The sequence below is a fragment of the Cupriavidus sp. FW216-B1 genome (genome assembly GCF_058789195.1).
Genome location: NZ_JBYTEL010000014.1, coordinates 133,248 through 150,743 on the forward strand (window position 1 = coordinate 133,248; position 17,496 = coordinate 150,743).

General features: G+C 60.9%; 15 protein-coding genes. 3 read left to right on the plus strand and 12 right to left on the minus strand.

The window, feature by feature from the left end; genetic code table 11:
- Window positions 1–80 precede the first annotated feature (80 nt).
- From AC3WXD_RS24820 to AC3WXD_RS24840, 5 genes are all read right to left on the minus strand, one after another.
- Window positions 81–1,556, minus strand: a complete 1,476-nt coding sequence (locus AC3WXD_RS24820; RefSeq protein WP_059414527.1) for a UvrD-helicase domain-containing protein — start codon at window positions 1,554–1,556, stop codon at window positions 81–83.
- Entirely contained in the window at window positions 1,492–3,225 is a 1,734-nt protein-coding gene (locus AC3WXD_RS24825; protein WP_059414529.1) for an ATP-dependent nuclease, read from the minus strand. The genes AC3WXD_RS24820 and AC3WXD_RS24825 overlap by 65 nt, the downstream gene beginning before the upstream one ends.
- Before the next feature lie 207 nt (window positions 3,226–3,432).
- Window positions 3,433–3,702 carry a hypothetical protein gene (locus AC3WXD_RS24830; protein WP_156174004.1) on the minus strand — a complete coding sequence of 90 codons (270 nt, stop codon included), beginning with the start codon at window positions 3,700–3,702 and terminating at the stop codon, window positions 3,433–3,435.
- 110 nt (window positions 3,703–3,812) lie between these two features.
- Complete coding sequence (locus tag AC3WXD_RS24835; protein ID WP_059414531.1) at window positions 3,813–4,448, minus strand: DUF1444 family protein; 636 nt, start codon at window positions 4,446–4,448, stop codon at window positions 3,813–3,815.
- Between the two features lie 204 nt (window positions 4,449–4,652).
- Window positions 4,653–5,042, minus strand: a complete 390-nt coding sequence (locus tag AC3WXD_RS24840; protein WP_156174005.1) for a hypothetical protein — start codon at window positions 5,040–5,042, stop codon at window positions 4,653–4,655.
- 797 nt (window positions 5,043–5,839) lie between these two features.
- Between AC3WXD_RS24840 and AC3WXD_RS24845 the strand changes: the two genes are divergently transcribed.
- Both AC3WXD_RS24845 and AC3WXD_RS24850 read left to right on the plus strand, forming a co-directional pair.
- On the plus strand, window positions 5,840–6,973 hold the full coding sequence (locus tag AC3WXD_RS24845) for a helix-turn-helix domain-containing protein (RefSeq protein WP_082080027.1): 1,134 nt from the start codon (window positions 5,840–5,842) through the stop codon (window positions 6,971–6,973).
- Window positions 6,970–7,812, plus strand: coding sequence for a GSU2403 family nucleotidyltransferase fold protein (locus tag AC3WXD_RS24850; protein ID WP_059414535.1), 843 nt, complete (start codon window positions 6,970–6,972; stop codon window positions 7,810–7,812). Before AC3WXD_RS24845 ends, AC3WXD_RS24850 begins: the two co-directional genes overlap by 4 nt.
- A 325-nt stretch (window positions 7,813–8,137) precedes the next feature.
- Here the strand turns inward: AC3WXD_RS24850 and AC3WXD_RS24855 are convergent, their stop codons facing one another.
- Window positions 8,138–9,004: a hypothetical protein gene (locus AC3WXD_RS24855; protein ID WP_059414537.1), complete on the minus strand. Its 867-nt coding sequence runs from the start codon at window positions 9,002–9,004 to the stop codon at window positions 8,138–8,140.
- 935 nt (window positions 9,005–9,939) lie between these two features.
- Here AC3WXD_RS24855 and AC3WXD_RS24860 point away from each other — a divergent pair.
- Entirely contained in the window at window positions 9,940–10,791 is an 852-nt protein-coding gene (locus AC3WXD_RS24860) for a hypothetical protein (RefSeq protein WP_059414539.1), read from the plus strand.
- Between the two features lie 55 nt (window positions 10,792–10,846).
- On the opposite strand, the gene AC3WXD_RS24865 is transcribed toward AC3WXD_RS24860, so the two are convergent.
- From AC3WXD_RS24865 to iscB, 6 genes are all read right to left on the minus strand, one after another.
- Window positions 10,847–12,151: an adhesin gene (locus AC3WXD_RS24865; protein ID WP_082080030.1), complete on the minus strand. Its 1,305-nt coding sequence runs from the start codon at window positions 12,149–12,151 to the stop codon at window positions 10,847–10,849.
- A 124-nt stretch (window positions 12,152–12,275) separates the two neighbouring features.
- Complete coding sequence (locus AC3WXD_RS24870) at window positions 12,276–12,911, minus strand: type 4 pilus major pilin (RefSeq protein WP_082080033.1); 636 nt, start codon at window positions 12,909–12,911, stop codon at window positions 12,276–12,278.
- Window positions 12,912–12,926: 15 nt separating this feature from the next.
- Window positions 12,927–14,147 (minus strand): type II secretion system F family protein, encoded by a 1,221-nt coding sequence (locus tag AC3WXD_RS24875; protein WP_156174006.1) that lies wholly within the window; start codon window positions 14,145–14,147, stop codon window positions 12,927–12,929.
- Window position 14,148: 1 nt separating this feature from the next.
- Complete coding sequence (locus AC3WXD_RS24880; RefSeq protein WP_059414543.1) at window positions 14,149–15,981, minus strand: ATPase, T2SS/T4P/T4SS family; 1,833 nt, start codon at window positions 15,979–15,981, stop codon at window positions 14,149–14,151.
- Between the two features lie 6 nt (window positions 15,982–15,987).
- Window positions 15,988–16,617, minus strand: coding sequence for a hypothetical protein (locus tag AC3WXD_RS24885; RefSeq protein ID WP_063923077.1), 630 nt, complete (start codon window positions 16,615–16,617; stop codon window positions 15,988–15,990).
- Window positions 16,614–17,496, minus strand: an 883-nt coding sequence (gene iscB, locus AC3WXD_RS24890; protein ID WP_492324870.1) for an RNA-guided endonuclease IscB, incomplete at its 5' end; no start/stop codon positions are given. The genes AC3WXD_RS24885 and iscB, both read right to left, overlap by 4 nt.

Consider the following 17,496-nt stretch of genomic DNA (forward strand, 5'->3'; position numbering starts at 1 on the left):
GGAGCGGCCGTCGAGGGTCCGACAGCCGCCATTGAGAGGGTGAGTTCGATTGTTGAATGTGACTGTTGAATGAGCGTTCGCTAACGGCCCGGGGCAGGCGTTAGCAACGGCGTCGACGAGCAAACTACGACTCGTCTTGCGCCTCGCGTCAGAGCCACGTAGAGGTGTTGTGCAGTCATGCGCTCGGGCTCAAGTATGACCACGACGTCAGCCTCCAGCCCTTTCAGAAGAAGCGTGCTTCCAACGGCTCGCCGGCCCAGCGGCCGAGCCAGTTGGCGGTTTCGCTCGCGGGTCTGAATCACCGCGCCAACGAACCCGACTTCGCCCCCGGCCGCCCTCAGCGCTGAGATACAGCAGTGCAGCACCTCGGGTCGGTAGACACGCGCATTGCGTTGGTCCGCGAGGGACTGAAGCAGATCAATTGAAGTCGTGTGGCTGGGAGCCGCCATGAACGCCACTGCTGCGGCCTCTGCAGGCGTCGCAGGGATGCGTGCTCGGCCGCCTCGTATCGTTTCGACTCGCGTGAGGAAGTTTGCGGCACCCACCCCGGTCATCAGTGAAGTCGCGAACTCGACAATTTTTCGCAACGCGTTGGGGTTCGTCAAATCGAACTGGCGGGCGAAGTTCACCAGGTCTTTCAGGTCGACCGCCTCGACGGAGGTGGCACCCGGCGTCTGCATGGTGAGTTGATGCCGACCATTGACATTGATGGAGTCGCCAATGACCAGAACGCGGCCGTCTCGGGTTGGCGCTTCCGTCCGGGCGGCCACCAGTCGTTGCTGCAATTCCGCGCCTTGGGTTAGTTGAACCCACTGGACTCCCTCCGGTGCCCCACGCAGGTCCACAGATTGACCAGCCTGCAATGATGCGCGGGCTTGAAGTAGCCAGGCACCCAGCGCGTCCATGCCTGCGAGTCGCCATCGCCAGGGGGTCTGCAGTGCGCCGATGGGCGGGAACATGGTCTGAGCCTCGCGCTCCCAGTGGACCAGTGGCTCGCGGAAGCCGAATATCGCTTGCATCGGGTCGCCAAGGACACAAGTGGGCAGTGTCTGCGCGATGGAACAGACGATGGCGTGCTGCGCGGCATTGCAGTCCTGATACTCGTCGACCAGCAAGCGCGAATATGTCGAGGTTATGGGGTCACTGATGTGACCGGCCTGCAGGAGCCCTTGCACGGCACCTCGGATAGCAGGGTAGTCGGCATTCGGGTTGGCCAGTTCGAGAACGCGCGCGTCGAGGCCCGCTCGGAGCGGAAACTTGGCCGATAGCCGCATCGCGAAGCCGTCGATGGTCGACACCCTGTAGGCTGAGCTTGGGACGCCGCCACGCTGGAGCCTGGCGCGTAGAGCGGTGACTCCAGCATTGGTGTGCGTCAGCACCAGGACTGGCTTGTTGTCGGCGTGCAGACTCAATGCATCCGCGATGAGCTGGGTCTTGCCGCATCCGGCTGGGGCGGTAACTGAGCCTAGGCGCGCCTGGAAGATGTCAATCTCAGGCGGCGGCACTCGTCCACCCCCAGAGCTGGTTCGTAACTTCGATGAAGCCCGGCTCTGCATTCGCTATGTGGGGACCGACGATGTCCTTGGCGATTTCCTGGAAACCGCTCAATGACTTGAACCAACCGTTCTTGTTATTGCGAGCGGCAAGTCCGAGCAATTCTCGGCTCGCAGGTGTGTAGCCGCCATTCAGCCGTTCGGCCTCTATGGCATCCAAGGTGACTTGTCCGTTTGACTTCGACTTGATGTGCTCGGCCATGAGCTCGCGGCCGACCATCTCGTCTGCCTTATTCAGCAGTGCGTGCACCGCGTCATCGCTTGAATGGCGGAATAACTCGTCCTCGAGTGCCAAGCCGGGCCGCCACGTGAGGTACTGGCCGCCAGCGGCAACGAATCTCTCAACTAGTCCGACGGTTGAAATAGGCTTGTCCGCGTCGACGAAGACGAGGACGCGATAGCCCAAGTTGAGGAACGCCTCTCCCCGTGTGAAGCATTGATCGGGGCTTCCCCCGCCTGCGTCCACGTATGAGCCTCCGTGGGCCAGGAATGACGTCGCGCCACAGTGGACCCACCACTGGTCCATCCCGCGAGCGAATCCGACCTCGCTGGCGCCTTCGCAGACGATGACGGACTTGGACAGGAAGGCCTCGGCCGCCTTGCGCAATGTGCCCTGGATGCCGTCGTCTGTACCGGCACATATGGCCGTGTGGATGCCCGAACGCTGGCGCACGACGAAAAGCTGGTTGCCAGCGAGTTCCCTGAGCGTCACCGGTGAATGGGTTGTCATAAAGACCTGCAGTGGCTGGCTCGCGTCCTTCGCCCCGAGTGAGTCGAGCAGTCGCATGAGCCGGTGCGGCTCAAGTCCGTACTCGACCTCGTCTACCAGGGCGACGGTGGCGGCGGCGGCGGCGGCCCTTTGCAACCCCGCGACAAGCAGCCGCCCCGAACCCGTTCCCAGCGACCGCAGAGGAATGCCGGTCTCGCTATGGAGCGCGATAGCACCGTCGCCGATCGACACTGAGTGAGCATCAAGTAGCGCCTGAGCGCTCGCACCGACGGCTACGCCCAGGCCGGTAGCTGTCTGGGTTACCACTTGCAGGGTCTGGGCGAGTTGAGGGCCGGCCTGCGCGCCGAAGGTGGCCCGGGCGGCGCGTGCCGCGCCGGCGAGTTCCGAGCCAAGGTTCGCGCGCTCTTCCGTGAGCCGGTTCAACACCGAGCCCCTAGCCCAAGAAAGGTTCGTGTTTGCGTAGGTGCCGATTCGGGCTGGTGCTAGGAGGCTGCGGTCCTTCCAGACCAGAGACCGTTCCAGTTGCTGGTGAGCGGCTCGGTCGGAATAGAGTGTCCAACTCGGCTCGAGGTCGCCCGTGACCTCGAGCTTCAGCGTCAGAACCGTTTCCAAACCTGCACGCGGCTCGTCTTCAAGTAGCCCAGCGCCGAGGTCAAATCCGCGAAGGAACTCTCCGTATGTGTCAATGTTCTTCAGCGCGTCGGGTAGTGCGCCGAGCGTGACCGCAATCACGATTGTCCCGGTGACGTCCAGGCCGAAGAAGTCCGTGTCGCCGAAAGGCGCGCTCCTCCGCGCTCCAAGGCACAGGTCGAGGGCATCGAGGATGGTCGACTTGCCGCTGTCACCCGGGCCAATAAGGCAGTTCACGCCGTTGGACGGTGTCCAATCAAGCGTCTGTATCGAGCGGAAATTGCGAATTTCAAGGCGACGAACGCGCGTCATGTTTACTCTTAGTTGATCTGGCTAATCCCAACGCGCCTGAAGCCGCCGAAGGGAAGCAAGGGTACTCGTCAGGCTTCCCTAACGTCAGCTCTCTCAGGCAAACCTGTCACCGAGAGTCTAGAGGCCGACTGAACGCGTGCAACCTATATCGGCCGCTCAGATCTTATCTTTTAATGACGGTTCATGGCCGGATGCAGCCCCGCGGCCCTAAGCCGGAAACGACAGGCCGACGATGGGTGCGGTGGAGATAAAACCCTCATCCGCTGGATTTTGAGGTGTTCGCTTGGACTTCCAGTACCGTAGTTCCGGGATCCCGGCTTCAATCTCGGCGCGCAATGTCTCCGTGAGCCGTCCGGCCATGTAGACAACCTGCTCGGCTCCCGACCAGCCATCACTGATTTCCTTCACCTGGTTGCCCTGGGCTGCAGCAAGTTGGATGGCACGATTGATTGCTTCAGACTTGGTTTGTACAGTCATAGCCTGTTCAATTGCCCCTTTGATTCTGTGTCTGGCCTGTGGCAACGAGCACACCTGAATGATTCCTGGTGGCCTGCGACGGAAGTCTGCTGTATTCGGCAGCCGGCAAACTAATCCGCAAGAGCGTGAGGAACCCACTCTCCGTCACGACGGGCGAGCACGCATCTCGACAGCGCGTACCGTTTCTCAGGAAGATCTCTGCTAGCCATCTCCTGCATGAATGGCAGCGCGCCATCCCATCCAGAAGCCGACACGAACAGCAAATCGCGCGCGGGAACCACAGCGAGAATTTCTCCGGGCATCTGTTCCTCGATCTGCTCCCATAATGATTCCAAGAGCAACAACGTCGCCTCAAAATTCCCACCTGCGGTGACCATGTAGCGAGGCGCCTCGCCATGAAACTCAATCTCGGGTAGTCGCATAGGCAAATTGCGAAGGGCAACTGCATACAACTCTTCCTCTGAAATCGAGGCGTCCGTGAGTTCTCGATAGGTAACGAAACGGAAGTGAGTTGGCAAGTCGATTGCGTACATGACGATCAAGTCCGCCGCAAACGGCCTCGTGACAGGCGAATCGTCGCGAGCGAGGACCAAGACATCATCAGAGGGATCGGCCGGTTCCATCACCTTTAGGATGGGGACTAGCAGGTTAAGGTCCAGGCAGCCTGCTGCTGAGGCTCGCTCCGAATCTTCCTTGCCGGTGCTCGTCGTCGCCGGCGTCTTTTGCCCTTTAGACTGCCCAAACATTCGTATTCTCGACGTTTTATTAAGTGCCCTCTGCGAAGGTGCATGGTAGCGCGCCTGCATCGAGTATGTATACAAAACAGATCGGAACCCCCAGTGACCCCTACTGGCCGGCCCCGGTCCTGGTAGGCAGGTCACCGGCGGACCGCTGTCGGCCCCCTACTTCCGCCAGCGCTAGCTAGGACGCCGCCGAGGAGCAACCGACCCTTAGCGGTCGGACGGCATGCTGGTGGTGTAACCAGCAAATGGACCAACGAATAGAAATCCCTCAGCGAGTTCTCGACAAACTTTGCTCTGGCTAGGGAATTGCGAGGCGAACTCCGGCCAGGCTTGATCGACAAAAGCATCCCATTGGTGTGGGTCGAGTTCATGGATCTTTCCGTCGCAGATTTCGACGACTTCGAAGCCACGGTCGACAAGTACAGTTACCGCATGTTGGGCGGCGACCTCGTGGCTGGTGCCTGAGGCAAAGACTGGTACGTAGGCGCCAATTAACTCCGAGGGCATTTCCCGGTTGTCACCGCGTTTGACATGGATGGAAAGCTGAAACAGGCGTGGATGTTGAGCCGGCTGTCGCTTCTTGAAAAATGTCAGCATGAAGTGGTCTAGACTGTTCGTTGCCATTCGAAGCCAAGAGCATATCGGAACGCTTGCATACGGCCGTAAGCGAGCGATTCCAAACTGGGCAATCTATGGCCGCTTCTGGCTGCGGCCATTGTGGCAGCGTGTCCTGGCATCCTCCCCGCTCGCGCTGCTCAGAATTCCCTGGCAGGTCCAGGTCACCGGCGGCGGCCGCGCTGCCGGGTTTTACCGAGCCGTCAGTTGCCAGCATGCCGGCGCGGGCCAGGCACGCGCCCAACGTCGACTCAACACGTACTACAACACCACCCACGGACAGGCCCACCAGTTGCCGTCACGCCGGTGCGAACCGTTCATTCGCGAGCCGGCTAGCGTCCGCACATCCCCGCCGGTCGACCGCGGCCTGCGGCGCAACCAACTGCCGGCACCGGCACCGCCCGGAGAGCGCAAGACGCCAGAGTCCACATGCTGGCTCACCAGGCAGCTCGAACCGAGGCGACGCCAGCGCCAACCGGCTCGCCGCCCAAGCCGGTACCACAGATGGCCAGTAGTACGCCGCTCCGACCTCAAGGCTGGGACCGCGCTGACGCGCAAACGCCAGCGCCGCCGGTCAGGCTAACCGGGATCTCCTGAGCTGCCAGTTGCCAGTACTCTGGCGCCGCCCGCCCGCCCACCCGCGTGCGTGAGCCTCCGGCCCCTGCGCAGCAACTCCGCGCTATGCAAAGGGCGCTGGTTGAAGGAAATTCGGCACCGTAGTAACATGGCCGTGAGATGTAACACGGACAAGTTATTCCTCACGGCCAAGTGACTACGACATGAATCCTCTATCGCACATCCCCGCTGAGCTTCGCGCTTGGGATGCCTTTCGTGACCTGTTTGAGGGTGCCGGTTGGCGACTGGTGGAGCCTAAATCGCCGGAGAATCCGGAGGACGTCTTCCTGACGAGTGATCGCGGTCACACCTATTGTGCGGTGCTCAAGTTGTTCAATGAGGGACGCGCAGACCGGCTCACTGCTGCGTTTGCACAGGGGCTACTGGAGGCCCGCTTGCACGCGAAGGAACAACGAGTGCGTCCCGCTGTGCTGATCTGGGTGAACAGTACAGCGCCAACACTTGTCGACCGTCTTGTGAGTTTTCACCAGCAGTACGGTGACGGCGAGCCATTCGCCCTGCTGTCGAGAGATGGGACCGAGTACGTTGACTTCCCGGGCCTACATCGATCCAAACAGCGCAACACCCAGTTGGCTTCCCACTGGGCCAGCCACAGCGCACCACCGCGATTGGTGCTTTCGGATCTCAGCCAGTGGATGCTCAAGCTCCTGCTGGCGGTCGACATTAAACGCGAGGGAATGATCGGTGTAGATGCGACTCGCTATCGCACGGCGACCGACCTTGCGAATGCCGCAGGCGTCTCCAAGATGACAGCCACACGGCTGGTGAACGCCTTGAAAGAAGAAGGTCTCATCGAGTCCAGGCCATTTCTAACGCTTGTGCGGCGACGTAAACTGGCGGAGAGATGGAAAGCGGCGTACCAGACTCCGTCGCTCGCGGTAACCATGAAATTCCTATCACCAGCTCCGGCTAGCGATCAGATCGTCAAGCTCTTAAAGAAGGAGCACGGCATTCTTGGAATGTTCGCCGCGGCGAGCGCCCTTGGTGTCGGCCATGTTCGCGGCATACCACCGACAGTCTGGGTTCCGAACTTGACTGTGGCAGAACAATGGCACCAGATGCGCCGTGCCCGGGAAGGCGAATCCCCTGATTTGATCCTTCAACAACCTAATTTTCCACAATCGCTGCAGCGCGGCAGTGTACTCCGTGACGGCATCCGGGTTACTGATATCTTCCAGACTTGGCTCGACGTTTCGGCTCACCCTGCACGCGGCGCTGAGCAGGCCGCTGAATTGGAACATGGGATTCTTGCAGACGTCATCGGAGAAAGCGCGTGAGCGACCTCATCGAATTCAGCAAACTCGCCATGACACTTGAGCCCTGGCGCTCGAAGATCGTCTTTGTTGGGGGGTGGGCCTACCGGCTATACCGATACGAGCCTCGCGCCATCAATCCCGAGTACGGTGCGATCTTCACCCAGGACGCTGATGTAGCGTATGGCAGAGAGGAAGCCCTCGAGGGTGATATCAAGAAAGCGCTCGAGGGCGCTGGGTTTAAAGAAGAGCCCAATTTCGCAGGTGGTTTCCGACCGCCGGCAATGCGCTATACGTTGGGGGAGCAGGCCAACGGATTCTACGCGGAATTTCTCACGCCGCTGACCGGCAGCGGCAAGCGGCGTAACAAACGAACGAAGGAGTTTGAGGTTGATGCAACTGAACTCAACGCCGGTGTCGTCGCACAAAAACTGCGCCATCTCGACGTGCTGTTGCATGAACCGTGGCTCGTAACAATCCCTGCGGAGGAATCGGGGGTTAGTGAGGCTGTAGCAAACCTGCGCGTTCCGAATCCGGTGAGCTTCATGGTCCAGAAGCTCCTCATCCGTGATGACCGAGTCTCGAAGAAACGGGCGCAGGACGTCTTGTACATCTACGATGCAATGTACCTCTTCAATACGGTGATCGAAAGCGACCTCGTCCCGACTTGGAAGCGTCTCGAAGCAACCTTGGACGAACCACAACGCAAGTCCATTCATGCAGGCGCCAAAGCGCTGTTCTCGGACGTGAACGACACCATCCGTGATGCGGTGGAGATTCCTGAAGACCGCAAGATCGACCCGAAAGAAATGCTCTACATCTGCCAAACCGGCTTCGAGGAGCTTTTCGGCAAAGCGAAGTAGGTAGCTCTCCGACCTGGTGCTTAAGAAGTTCCCGAGGATTGATATTTCCTCCGCCCCAAATAAGGGGATGCCTACGGGGGCGCGAGTACCTTCGGCCGGTTCCTGCTTCGCCGGGCGGCCTGACTGCACCATATCCCTCCGCAGGCAATATCGGCATATCCTGCCGCCCCCCTAAAGCGCGATTGCGGCACACACAGTCGACGACAGCTTCCGGTCGAAGCGGGCGCTAAACGTCGCAGGTATCCGTTCTGCCGCGCCCCCTTGTTCAACAACCGGTTCGCCGGCGCTGATGCGCTCGGTACCTCGCAGTATGGCTAACTGTGCATTACTCGGCCCGCATTGGATCAGTAGCCTGACCCGGTTGTGCGGGCGTATTGAGCCTGTTGAGCAAGTCGATGGCGTCGTCCTCGCTCAGTTCGGTGAACAGCGGAGGCAGATACCTCACTTGCATCTGCAGTTGGCTCCCGCCAGTGACTTCAGGCAGGACAATCCGAACATTATCGAGCACCTGTTCTAGACCACCGTCTAGAGTGAGAAAGCGAACCCTGAGTTGAATTGGCAATTCTCTTGCCACAGCTTTTACAAGCGCGATTCTCGGAATGAGGTGGACGTCGCTCAGCACGTTATACGTTGCGTCTGGCTTTGCAGGCTTCAGCATCTTGCGTGCATCAAGGTTGCCGTACAAGCAGGCGACGAACAGAACCACGATGCCGTCAGTCCTTTTCAGCCCGCCCGATATTGCAAGTTCAGCGAACTTATCTTCGACGGCCCTGCGCGCAGCTGGTGCGACCGGTTCAATGATTAAAGGTGCCGCCTTCGTCCGGAACGCTGCGCGCGCGTCCCAGTCGGCTTCCCGAAGTCCCGCAAAGAGCTGAGCGAACATATCCTTTGCAGACTTAAGGTACTCGGAGTCTGTACGCGCAGACCTGAAAAAACGGGAGACCGCTTCCGTTTCCTTCTCAAGCTGCATTGTTTTCTCGGTCACGTTGTCTTCGCGTCCATGTTCGCCCTCCATCAACGATGGCAATGGACTGATGGCGTATTGAGGCATGTCGATTCCCCGAAGAAAATCGAGCATCCGTTGCTCCTTATTCCCTTTCTGTTCCTTTCCGGCGATCGCGACTTTGATGACGGACAATACATTGCGATCCAGAAGAAAAAGCGTGTCGATCTGTAAATTGGTGGAGTTCATATTTTTTCATTTATATTGGATGGACGGCTCTTTGACTGGTTACCTAACCCTACTATATCCTTCAATGAAGTGAGCGCGGGAAAATATGAAAGCCGTGGCCGTTGATACGTGCAATACGTGCGTGCCTGGCCTCCCTTCGCCCACGTGGAACGAACTCAGACACTGGAGCCAGACTGGCATTACCTTAAACGAACTCTGTGCCGAGAGACGCATGGGCATGAATCTTCATGCATGGCGAACTGTCCAATCCAGAAAAATAACTGCACCGACGTTTGCGAGCTCGCTGCTTTTGGTGGACACGCTTACGCGAAAATGAGTGGAGCAGTCGTATGGGGGCGCGATCCCAACGTCCTAGATCATCACCGCTATTTCCCCATGGCTGTCGGCCAAGCATTCGCTGAGGCGATCGACCGCAAATCAGAATTTCCACTTCTGGCGACCGACACAGCAAGCCTTCATAGCTTTCCGATGCTCCTCGCCTAGCAGGCTGCGGAAGTACTCCCCGCACACATGCAGAATTTTTCGCTGGTGCGGGCAGGTGTGCCTGGATTTCATAATCCGGAAGATGCAAGCCCTCGCATTGAGTTTTCTTGCGGCGGGAGGCCCGTTTCCAGCGTCAGTCCCTCGATCACCGCAACTGCGGGCGGATCTGTCCCAACGAGCGCATCCGCACCAGGTTGTACGCGGCGATGCTCAGCACGAACATCTGCTCCACCCGCTCACCTTCCACTGCCAAGAAAACTCGCGCGCGGCTACCCCTCTCCCTGGTGGCTCAAGATCAGCCAATTTCTGCCGATGTGGATTGGTTGGGGTCTTTGCGCGCTCAACTATTTGTCGGGGCGTCGCGCGGACTTGACTTCCCGGCCAAGTCGGTAAGCTAAGTACAAGCGCTACAGAAATGCGCCAAAGCCCTGAAACTCAATAGGAAAAGAAAAATGCAAAAGAGCACCAAGTTCGCGTTCTCCGCAGTTGCCGCAGCCGCGGTCCTCGCACTGGCCGCATGCGGCGGCGGCGGTGGCGATGCGCCGGCCGCCTCGGCCCCGGCCACGACGACGCCTCCGCCCGCGCCGGCGATCACCGTCCAGGGCACCGCCCCGGCTGTCACCGCTGATCCGCTGGCCGTGGTTTTCGTGCCGTCGACCGAGACTTCGACGCGTTCGACGCAACAATCGATCGCCGCGAATTCCTTTGTGGCTTCATTCCAAAAGACCACGAGCGAAGGCGCATACACCACCATCGGCCCGGACGCCAACAGCCTGATCTCGCTGTCCTCCGGCAAGGTTGTCGATGTTTCCGGTAACGGTGAATATGCGATCGGTCGATGGACCGATGGTTCGAGCAACATTCTGGGCAGCTTGAACAGCAACCAGGGAGCGCACTATGTGGTCGGCAAGCCCCTAGCACTCAATGCGGACTTCAGCGGCGCACCGACGGTCAAGGCGAATTGCACGGCTATCGCCGCCACCTCACCAACGGCGACCAGCGGTAATTTTGCCCCGGGCAAATTGAACTCCGCCACCGGTGTGATCGGCATCACCTTCCCCGGAATCGAGACTCTGACGCTCGATATCGCAATCGGGTCGGATGCCCATGCAACGGCCACGATCACGGGCACCCTCTTATACGGCGTCGGCTCGGCATCGGGAGTTCTTTTTCACCTCCAAGCACTCGGCAGCGACCCGAAGAATCCCCTCGTTGCCCTCGGCTACTCGATGCCGACACCTACGAGCGGGGACGTCTCGGGCGTCGTTGTCCTGAAGTGCACCAGCCCGACTGGCCCTGTCTGAGTTACGGGGGGGGGGAACCGGCGTTGCCGATTCCCCCAAAACAAGCGGCTCCCGCCTAGCCACCGTTTCCGCCGGGATTCGACAAATACCCGGTCGACGTCGGGATGAATTCGGTGCCGGGAGCGCATGCCCACCCGCCAACGGGACTTTGTTGTCCGGGGGCTCCCGCCTTCGTGACGCAGATCCCAACATAGCAATAGTTGCTGCAAACAGTCGCTCCGCCAACGACGACGCCATCAGCTACGCTCGATGTTCCGCTACCAAGTCGCCATACACTGCTTTGGCATGACAAGACGCGCCCAGCAGGGTCAGAACGGATTGACCCCTGAGGGTCTCCGCACCACTGCCCTTCAGTGACCGTCTGCCCGCCACCGGTAGACGGCACAATTGAGCCCGCCGCATACAGATACCCATTCGCCGCCACTGAACCAGTTGCCGAAATATTTCCGTAGCTTGTGACTTGATTCGTAGTCACCGCATTCGCGGACATCAGCCCGCCTACTGAGGCGTCACCATAGGACTGAATGCGGTTGCCATAGAGGCCATTCGCGCTGGCATTACCCGCAATCGACGCATCGCCAGCGGAACGCAGCGTGCCGCCGCTGACCTGGCCGGCCGCGGCCACATTGCCGTTTGCGGAGACGGAGCCATTGGACTGGAAGTTGCCCACCCTGTTCATGGCCTGGTTGTTGGCATCCATCGGACCGGTGAGGTTCAGCGAACCATCGCGTTTGTAGAACTGGTTCATGCTCTGCGCCAGCAGCGAGCTATTTCCCACGCGCATCATGAGCACGCCGGCCGGCGAGCCGGGTAGCGGATTGGGCGCGGTCCAGCTCGCCGCCATCCCCGTGACCACCGTCGGCGACTCGGCGTAGGACGTGCCCCCGTCGACGCCTGCTGTTTCGACCGCCAGCGTCATATGGTCCGTCCGGATATTGCCGGCCGTGTCCCGATATGCCGTGGTCGAGTACAGCCGCCCGGGAATCGTGCAGCCCGTGATATCGCCCGCGCAGTTCGTCGGCGTCAGGTCGATTGCGAACGTGAGGCCGAGTGGGCTTTTTTCGCTGTAGCCAATCGGGAGCAGCTTCAGGTTGATGAAGTCCTGAATCGTCGGATGCAGCGGATTGGCCACGACCGCGGACACGCTCCCCACCGTCATGGTTGTCGAGCCGGCCGGGCTCGCAGCGAGCGCCGTGAAGTTGTCGAACGTGTACGTGTTCGCCGCACTGGCCACGTTGGCCATATATTGGCCCGTCCCGATTGACAGGGCTTCGTCGATCGCCTTGTTCGAGGTCGAGATCGTCGTGGCCAAGGCGATGGACGACACGATTAGCGTGAAAGACATGTCCGTGAGCAGCACGGTCAGCTCCTATGGAAATGCCCGATCGAATGACCGGGCAGGTGTGGCAGCAAGCTATTTTCGGACACAAATGCATAGCGCCTGCGTCCGAAAGCTCGCGAGAACAGGCCCTCTTTCGATGTGATTACGACGTGAACAGGTTGATCGTGTTGCTGCCGCCCGAGCACGAAACCTTGCTGGGGTCGATCGTGGCGCCGACCGCCTTGATCACCGTGTTGTTCACGATGATCTTGCCTGCGCTGGCTTGGTACGAACCAACGATCGATACGCACGCAGCATCGGGCTGGTTCGGAATCGTCCATTGCAGCGAGTCGTTAGCACTGAGCAACTGCGACGGCGCGACGGTAAGCGTGCCACCGCCGGGCTGGAGAATCACGCTGCCGCTGGCCTCGGTCATCGTGGTCAGGTCGCGGAAGATGCCGTTGCCGATGAGGCCTGCCATCGTCACCTTGTCGTACTGGCCACGGTACGATGTCTTCACCTTCCCGATCACGCTGTTGAGCTCGGTGGTCAGTTGCTGCACCTGCGAATCGGTCTGGTTCCGCGAGAAATAGACGAGACCGGCGAGCAGCGCCAGGCCCGCGAGCAGGAGGTAAAAGCCGTAGTCATCGAGCACGCCGCCCCACTGCCGGCGTGTCCGCTTGTTGCGCTGCCCTTCCTTCATCCCCGAGACATTGAGCGGGGCCGTGGTTGCGTGATCCGGCGTGTTGCGGTTGAACGTGTCGACTGCCAGCGTGCCGGCTTGTTTGGTGCGTGCCATGTTCGGTTCTCCAGGTTAGGGGTGAATGGCGGGGGTAGAAGGGGCGCCCATGTATCCAGACATCTTCTGGATACGGGCATTGGTCTTGACTTCGTCAATCATGAAAGCGGGCATATAAGCCAGCGCGACCATCAGCCCAACGAGCAGAATGCTGGCGCGTCGGTTGAATCGCCCGGCCTTCACCTGCATCTCGCGCGGCGTGCTCTTGAGCATTTCCTTCGAGACCGACTCCAGCATCTTCGACAGGTTGCTCTCGTACTCGGCAACGTCCTGAATTCGGAAGCTGGTCGCTTTATCGAACAGGCCCGTGTCGAAAACCTTGCCGCCGTCGTTCGGCGAGTATTCGAGGTTGAGCAGCATCCGGTCGATGTGGTAAGCGAGGTACGGATACGCAGTCGAGCGAATCAGCTCCAGGGCCTGCGTGAGGTTGCGCGCGTCCGTGCCAAACTTCCGGGTCGACGAGGCCATCCCCGCAAGGAACTGCGCCCCGTGGAAGCGTCGGAAGAAGTCGAACACGATGACCCTTCGGTCCAACCACGCGCGGTATCGGCCCGTGTAGCGCGTCAGTGCACGCACGATCCAATACACGATGCCTACCTCGGTCAGCAACACCGCCCAGCCCCAGTGCCGGATGAACGCCGACCCATAGTGGTACGCCGACGCCAACGGCCCGTAGTTTTCAACCCGCAGGTTCACGGCGAACGCCTTGTCCAGCTCGGGTGCTACCAGGAACGCGATCAGCGCAAGGTACGCGTGCAGAATCACCAGCGTCATACCCACACTGAAGAGCGTCGACGCGATGCCGGTCTTTGCATCCTCAAGCGCGATCAGGTTTTCCGAGAGGGCATATAGCCCCTCCCGGATGTCCCCGCCCTGCTCGGCAACCGCGAGAATCGGGATGTCCTCGTCCGGCACCGTGCCGCGGAAGATCTCCGACAGGCGGACTTGTTGGGCTTCCCCGTGCAGGCCTTCCCAGCGGGCGAGCCAGTGCGCAGCCAGGCGCCCGAGCGGCTCGCCGGCGCGGCGTGTCGCGTCCTTCGCGAAATGGTTGGAAATCGGCTCCCCGGGTGTCGCATCGATGCGCTTGGCCAGGTCGAAGTAGTATTGCGCGCGTTCCGAGCGGAACCGCAGCTTGGCCCAGAACAGCTTGTCGGAAAACATGCGGTCGCCCGCGCTCACGACGCGCCGGCCGACCAGTTTGCCAAACGCACCGCGAATCTTTTCGCTCATCGTCATGTCACGCTCCATCGTGGCGCATCTTGCGACGCGCAAGCTTTGCCTCGTAGGCATCCATCGAGCACAGGCGCTCCGCCTCGCGCGGATCGACGACGCCGGTGAACACGTTGTACATCGCGACCTCGAAGCAAGATTTGCCGGTGCTGTCGGGCTGGTCGAATCCGAGCACTCTCTTGCTGCGCTGGTAGGCGGCGAGCTCCAGGTTTCGCGCGTCGCGGATGTATGCGAGATCCTGTTCGTCTGGCTCGAACATCTCGGCGGCCACGGTGCGACCGCGGATGCCATTGAGCATCGGCAGATTGGGGCGGCGGCACAGGGGGCACCCTTCCATGTTGCGAACCCGCATGCCGTCGACGTCGAACTGGAAGAGCCGCTCTATCTGCTTCAGCTTCTCCGCGCCGAGAATCTGCTTCATCTCGTCGCCCTGATGGCCGCACGAGCAGGTCTTGGGAACGAGTGCCTGGTAGACGTAGAGGTTCACGAAGCCCGGCGTGGCCAGTACGCTGCGCGGGATTTGCAGTTCCCCATCCGAGAGACGGTCCGGCGCCTGCAGTGCACTCGGCGCGTGCACCGTCGTCAACGCTCGCAGGCCCGCGCCAGCGACGTCACGGAAGAGGCCCGCCGACTCGTGATCGCGCACCTCACCGATCGACACGAAATGCGGGTTCATCCGCTTGATCTGACGCTTGACCGCGATGAAGGGGTCTTCGTCGCGATTCGCGCCATCCAGTGTCCGCGCGATCGAGAAATGATGCGTGCCGCGCGCGAGCAGCTCAACGGGGTCTTCGACCGCCATCTTGTGCATCCAGTCGGGCAACTTCTGCATCACGGCATGTGCAGACGTGGTCTTGCCAGAGCCAACCACCCCGACGAAGACGGTGCCACCGCCCAACTGGAGCGTAGTGCGGTCGATGATCTGCGCCTGGCTCGGGAAATAGCCCAGATCCTTCACAAAATCGACCGTCCTGTCTTCGACCTCCTCGCGGTGCAAACGCATAACCGTCACGTGGCCGGTGGCGCTCTGCATCGACGCCCAGCGCAACACCACCGCCTGGTCGTCGACGCGGGCACGAATGCTGGTCTGTTGCGGCAACACCCGACTGAATACGCCCTGCGATCCGCCCTTTCCTTTCTGCCAGACATGAGCCAATGTATCGAGCAGCACGCCGGTTTCCATTCGGAATTCGGGCGGGGCAACCAGATGGCCGTCGATCGCAAAGCGGATCTGCGACATGCCACCGTGGTCAGCCACCTCCCAATGCAGGTCCGACGCGTTTTCGGTCAAAGCAAACCGAATCGCGGACTCGAAGTTCTGCCACAAGGCGCTTCCACTCCGCCGACCCATCCCGCCGGCAATCTCCTCCCGCCCGGCGCTCGAATCGAAACTGCCACGCGAAAGCGTCACCATGACCTGCGCGGCTGCCACGTGGACGCACTTCGCGGCAGCGTCATAGCGCAGGCGCAGTTGGCGTTGGATCTCTTCGGTGAAGTCCGAACTGAGCATCTCGCGGGTGAGAATCAGTGCGTATTCGCCGCGCTCTGTGCCGCCGGCGCTCTTCGGTTCGCTAACCAGCACCGGGCAAATCTCATGGCGCAATGACGGAGACATCCGAAGGTCGTCATATAGCGGCCGCACGAACTGTGGCAGGTCATCGACGGTTCGGATCTCTTCGCCGTCAGCCGGTGCAGCTGCTGCGCCAAGTAACGTCGCATGAGCGTGCGGAGCGGCCGGTGCAGTCTGCACCAGCGCTGGCGTTGCGCCCGACAGCACTGTCACACCACCCGTTGTGGGAACGCTGTGAGCCGCCGTGTCGCGTTTGGAGAAGAATCGCATGTTGCGTCAGCTCTTGGCCGTGGCGGACGCTGCCACAGGCAACGGCGCTGGCTGCATCGCGGGCATCGTCGGCGCCCGCAACGGCATCCCGGGCTGCGGCTGCGGTGCCGTCGGCGCGATCCCCGCGCCAACGCCCGCGGGCACCGGATCGACCTTACGAGATACCGTCGGCTCGGGGTCCACCAGTTGGCCCGGGAGCGCAGTCAGGTCCTCCTCCACCAAGTTGGCGACCAGCTTGGCCTTTCCGCGCGTGAGCGTTGTGCCCTTTTCCGTCACGGACGCCACCGTGTACCCGCGGATCGTGGCGCCCACCTTGGCGGGATACAGTTGCCCCTGCCAGCGCACATAGCCGCGCAATTCCTTGCGAATGCCGAGCGCGGACGCGTCCACCCCATAAACGGCCACGGTCTGAGGGCCCCGGTCTTTGGGCACAGCGGCGACTGCGCCGGCAGGAGCGGCCGATACGATGGGCGGCGGCGCGCCCTTGGCGAGTTCCTGATCGAGCTGCTGCTCAGCCAATTGCGCATCCTTGGCGATCAGGCGCTGCGTCTCGGTCGTCGGCTTCGCCTCCTCGGCTCGTGCACCGAAGGAACTGGCCAGCGCGAGCGCCGCGAAGGTGATCAAGGTTCGTTTCATCGGGATGCGCGGGAAACCCCGTCCTTCAGGACGGGGATGGATAGCGCGGCGTGCGCAGCACGCCCTTCTCCCGCTTCTCCTTTGTAGATGCTATCTTTGGTTCGAAAGTGGTAGCCATATCCATCGGCCCGCTGCACCAGCGAGCAATGGCGATGACTGATGCCCTGTACGACACCATTCGGCGTTTGGATGTTGAATGAACCTGATGCCCGTACTGCAACGCGGCCCGCATAGGTACCGGCCTTCTTTCCGCTTGGCACGACAGCGTGCACTCGGTCGCCTGTTTGGAATCCCTTAACCTGCTTCTGGCGCATCAAGTAACCGCGCGGGAACCCCGAGGCAGTCAGCCGCGTGCGCTGGTAGCTGCCACGCCCCGTCGCTTTCACTTCAAGAGTGGGTCGCTGCCAGCCGGTGATGGCGTTGACGTCGCCGACGCACGCCGCATCCAGTGCATGGGTCTTTGGAATGGTGTACGCGGCCCGGTTGAACTTGGTTCGGCCTCCCGAGGCGAGTTCAAGGGGCAGGCCCGTGGCCCGCAAAGCGTTCGCCAATGCCCAGCGCGTCGCGTTGACGGCAGCGGCATCCGTCAGTGGACGCGATGCGGTCGCAAGTATCCGGGCCAGACGTTTCGGGTCGTCGACGTACTGACGAATGTCCTTTGCACCCTTGTCCTGGTTGCAGGGGCCGCAAGCCAGTCCAAGGTTGCCGATGCGGTTCGTGCCGCCTTTTGCCCTCGCAGTCAAGTGCTCGATCTGAAGCGGGCGGTCCGTCGCGTCGCAATAGATGCATGTGCGCCTCCATTTTTCGAGCAGGTATTCGCGCACCTCGTAACCGGCGAGCGTACCCTGTTGGTACTCGACGCCAGAAATTTCCGGATTT

Coding starts and splice junctions, on each gene's coding strand:
- AC3WXD_RS24820 (WP_059414527.1), bottom strand. CDS start 1,556: ATGCAGAGCCGGGCTTCATCGAAGTTACGAACCAGCTCTGGGGGTGGA.
- AC3WXD_RS24825 (WP_059414529.1), bottom strand. CDS start 3,225: ATGACGCGCGTTCGTCGCCTTGAAATTCGCAATTTCCGCTCGATACAG.
- AC3WXD_RS24830 (WP_156174004.1), bottom strand. CDS start 3,702: ATGACTGTACAAACCAAGTCTGAAGCAATCAATCGTGCCATCCAACTT.
- AC3WXD_RS24835 (WP_059414531.1), bottom strand. CDS start 4,448: ATGTTTGGGCAGTCTAAAGGGCAAAAGACGCCGGCGACGACGAGCACC.
- AC3WXD_RS24840 (WP_156174005.1), bottom strand. CDS start 5,042: ATGCTGACATTTTTCAAGAAGCGACAGCCGGCTCAACATCCACGCCTG.
- AC3WXD_RS24845 (WP_082080027.1), top strand. CDS start 5,840: ATGAATCCTCTATCGCACATCCCCGCTGAGCTTCGCGCTTGGGATGCC.
- AC3WXD_RS24855 (WP_059414537.1), bottom strand. CDS start 9,004: ATGAACTCCACCAATTTACAGATCGACACGCTTTTTCTTCTGGATCGC.
- AC3WXD_RS24860 (WP_059414539.1), top strand. CDS start 9,940: ATGCAAAAGAGCACCAAGTTCGCGTTCTCCGCAGTTGCCGCAGCCGCG.
- AC3WXD_RS24870 (WP_082080033.1), bottom strand. CDS start 12,911: ATGGCACGCACCAAACAAGCCGGCACGCTGGCAGTCGACACGTTCAAC.
- AC3WXD_RS24875 (WP_156174006.1), bottom strand. CDS start 14,147: ATGACGATGAGCGAAAAGATTCGCGGTGCGTTTGGCAAACTGGTCGGC.
- AC3WXD_RS24880 (WP_059414543.1), bottom strand. CDS start 15,981: ATGCGATTCTTCTCCAAACGCGACACGGCGGCTCACAGCGTTCCCACA.
- AC3WXD_RS24885 (WP_063923077.1), bottom strand. CDS start 16,617: ATGAAACGAACCTTGATCACCTTCGCGGCGCTCGCGCTGGCCAGTTCC.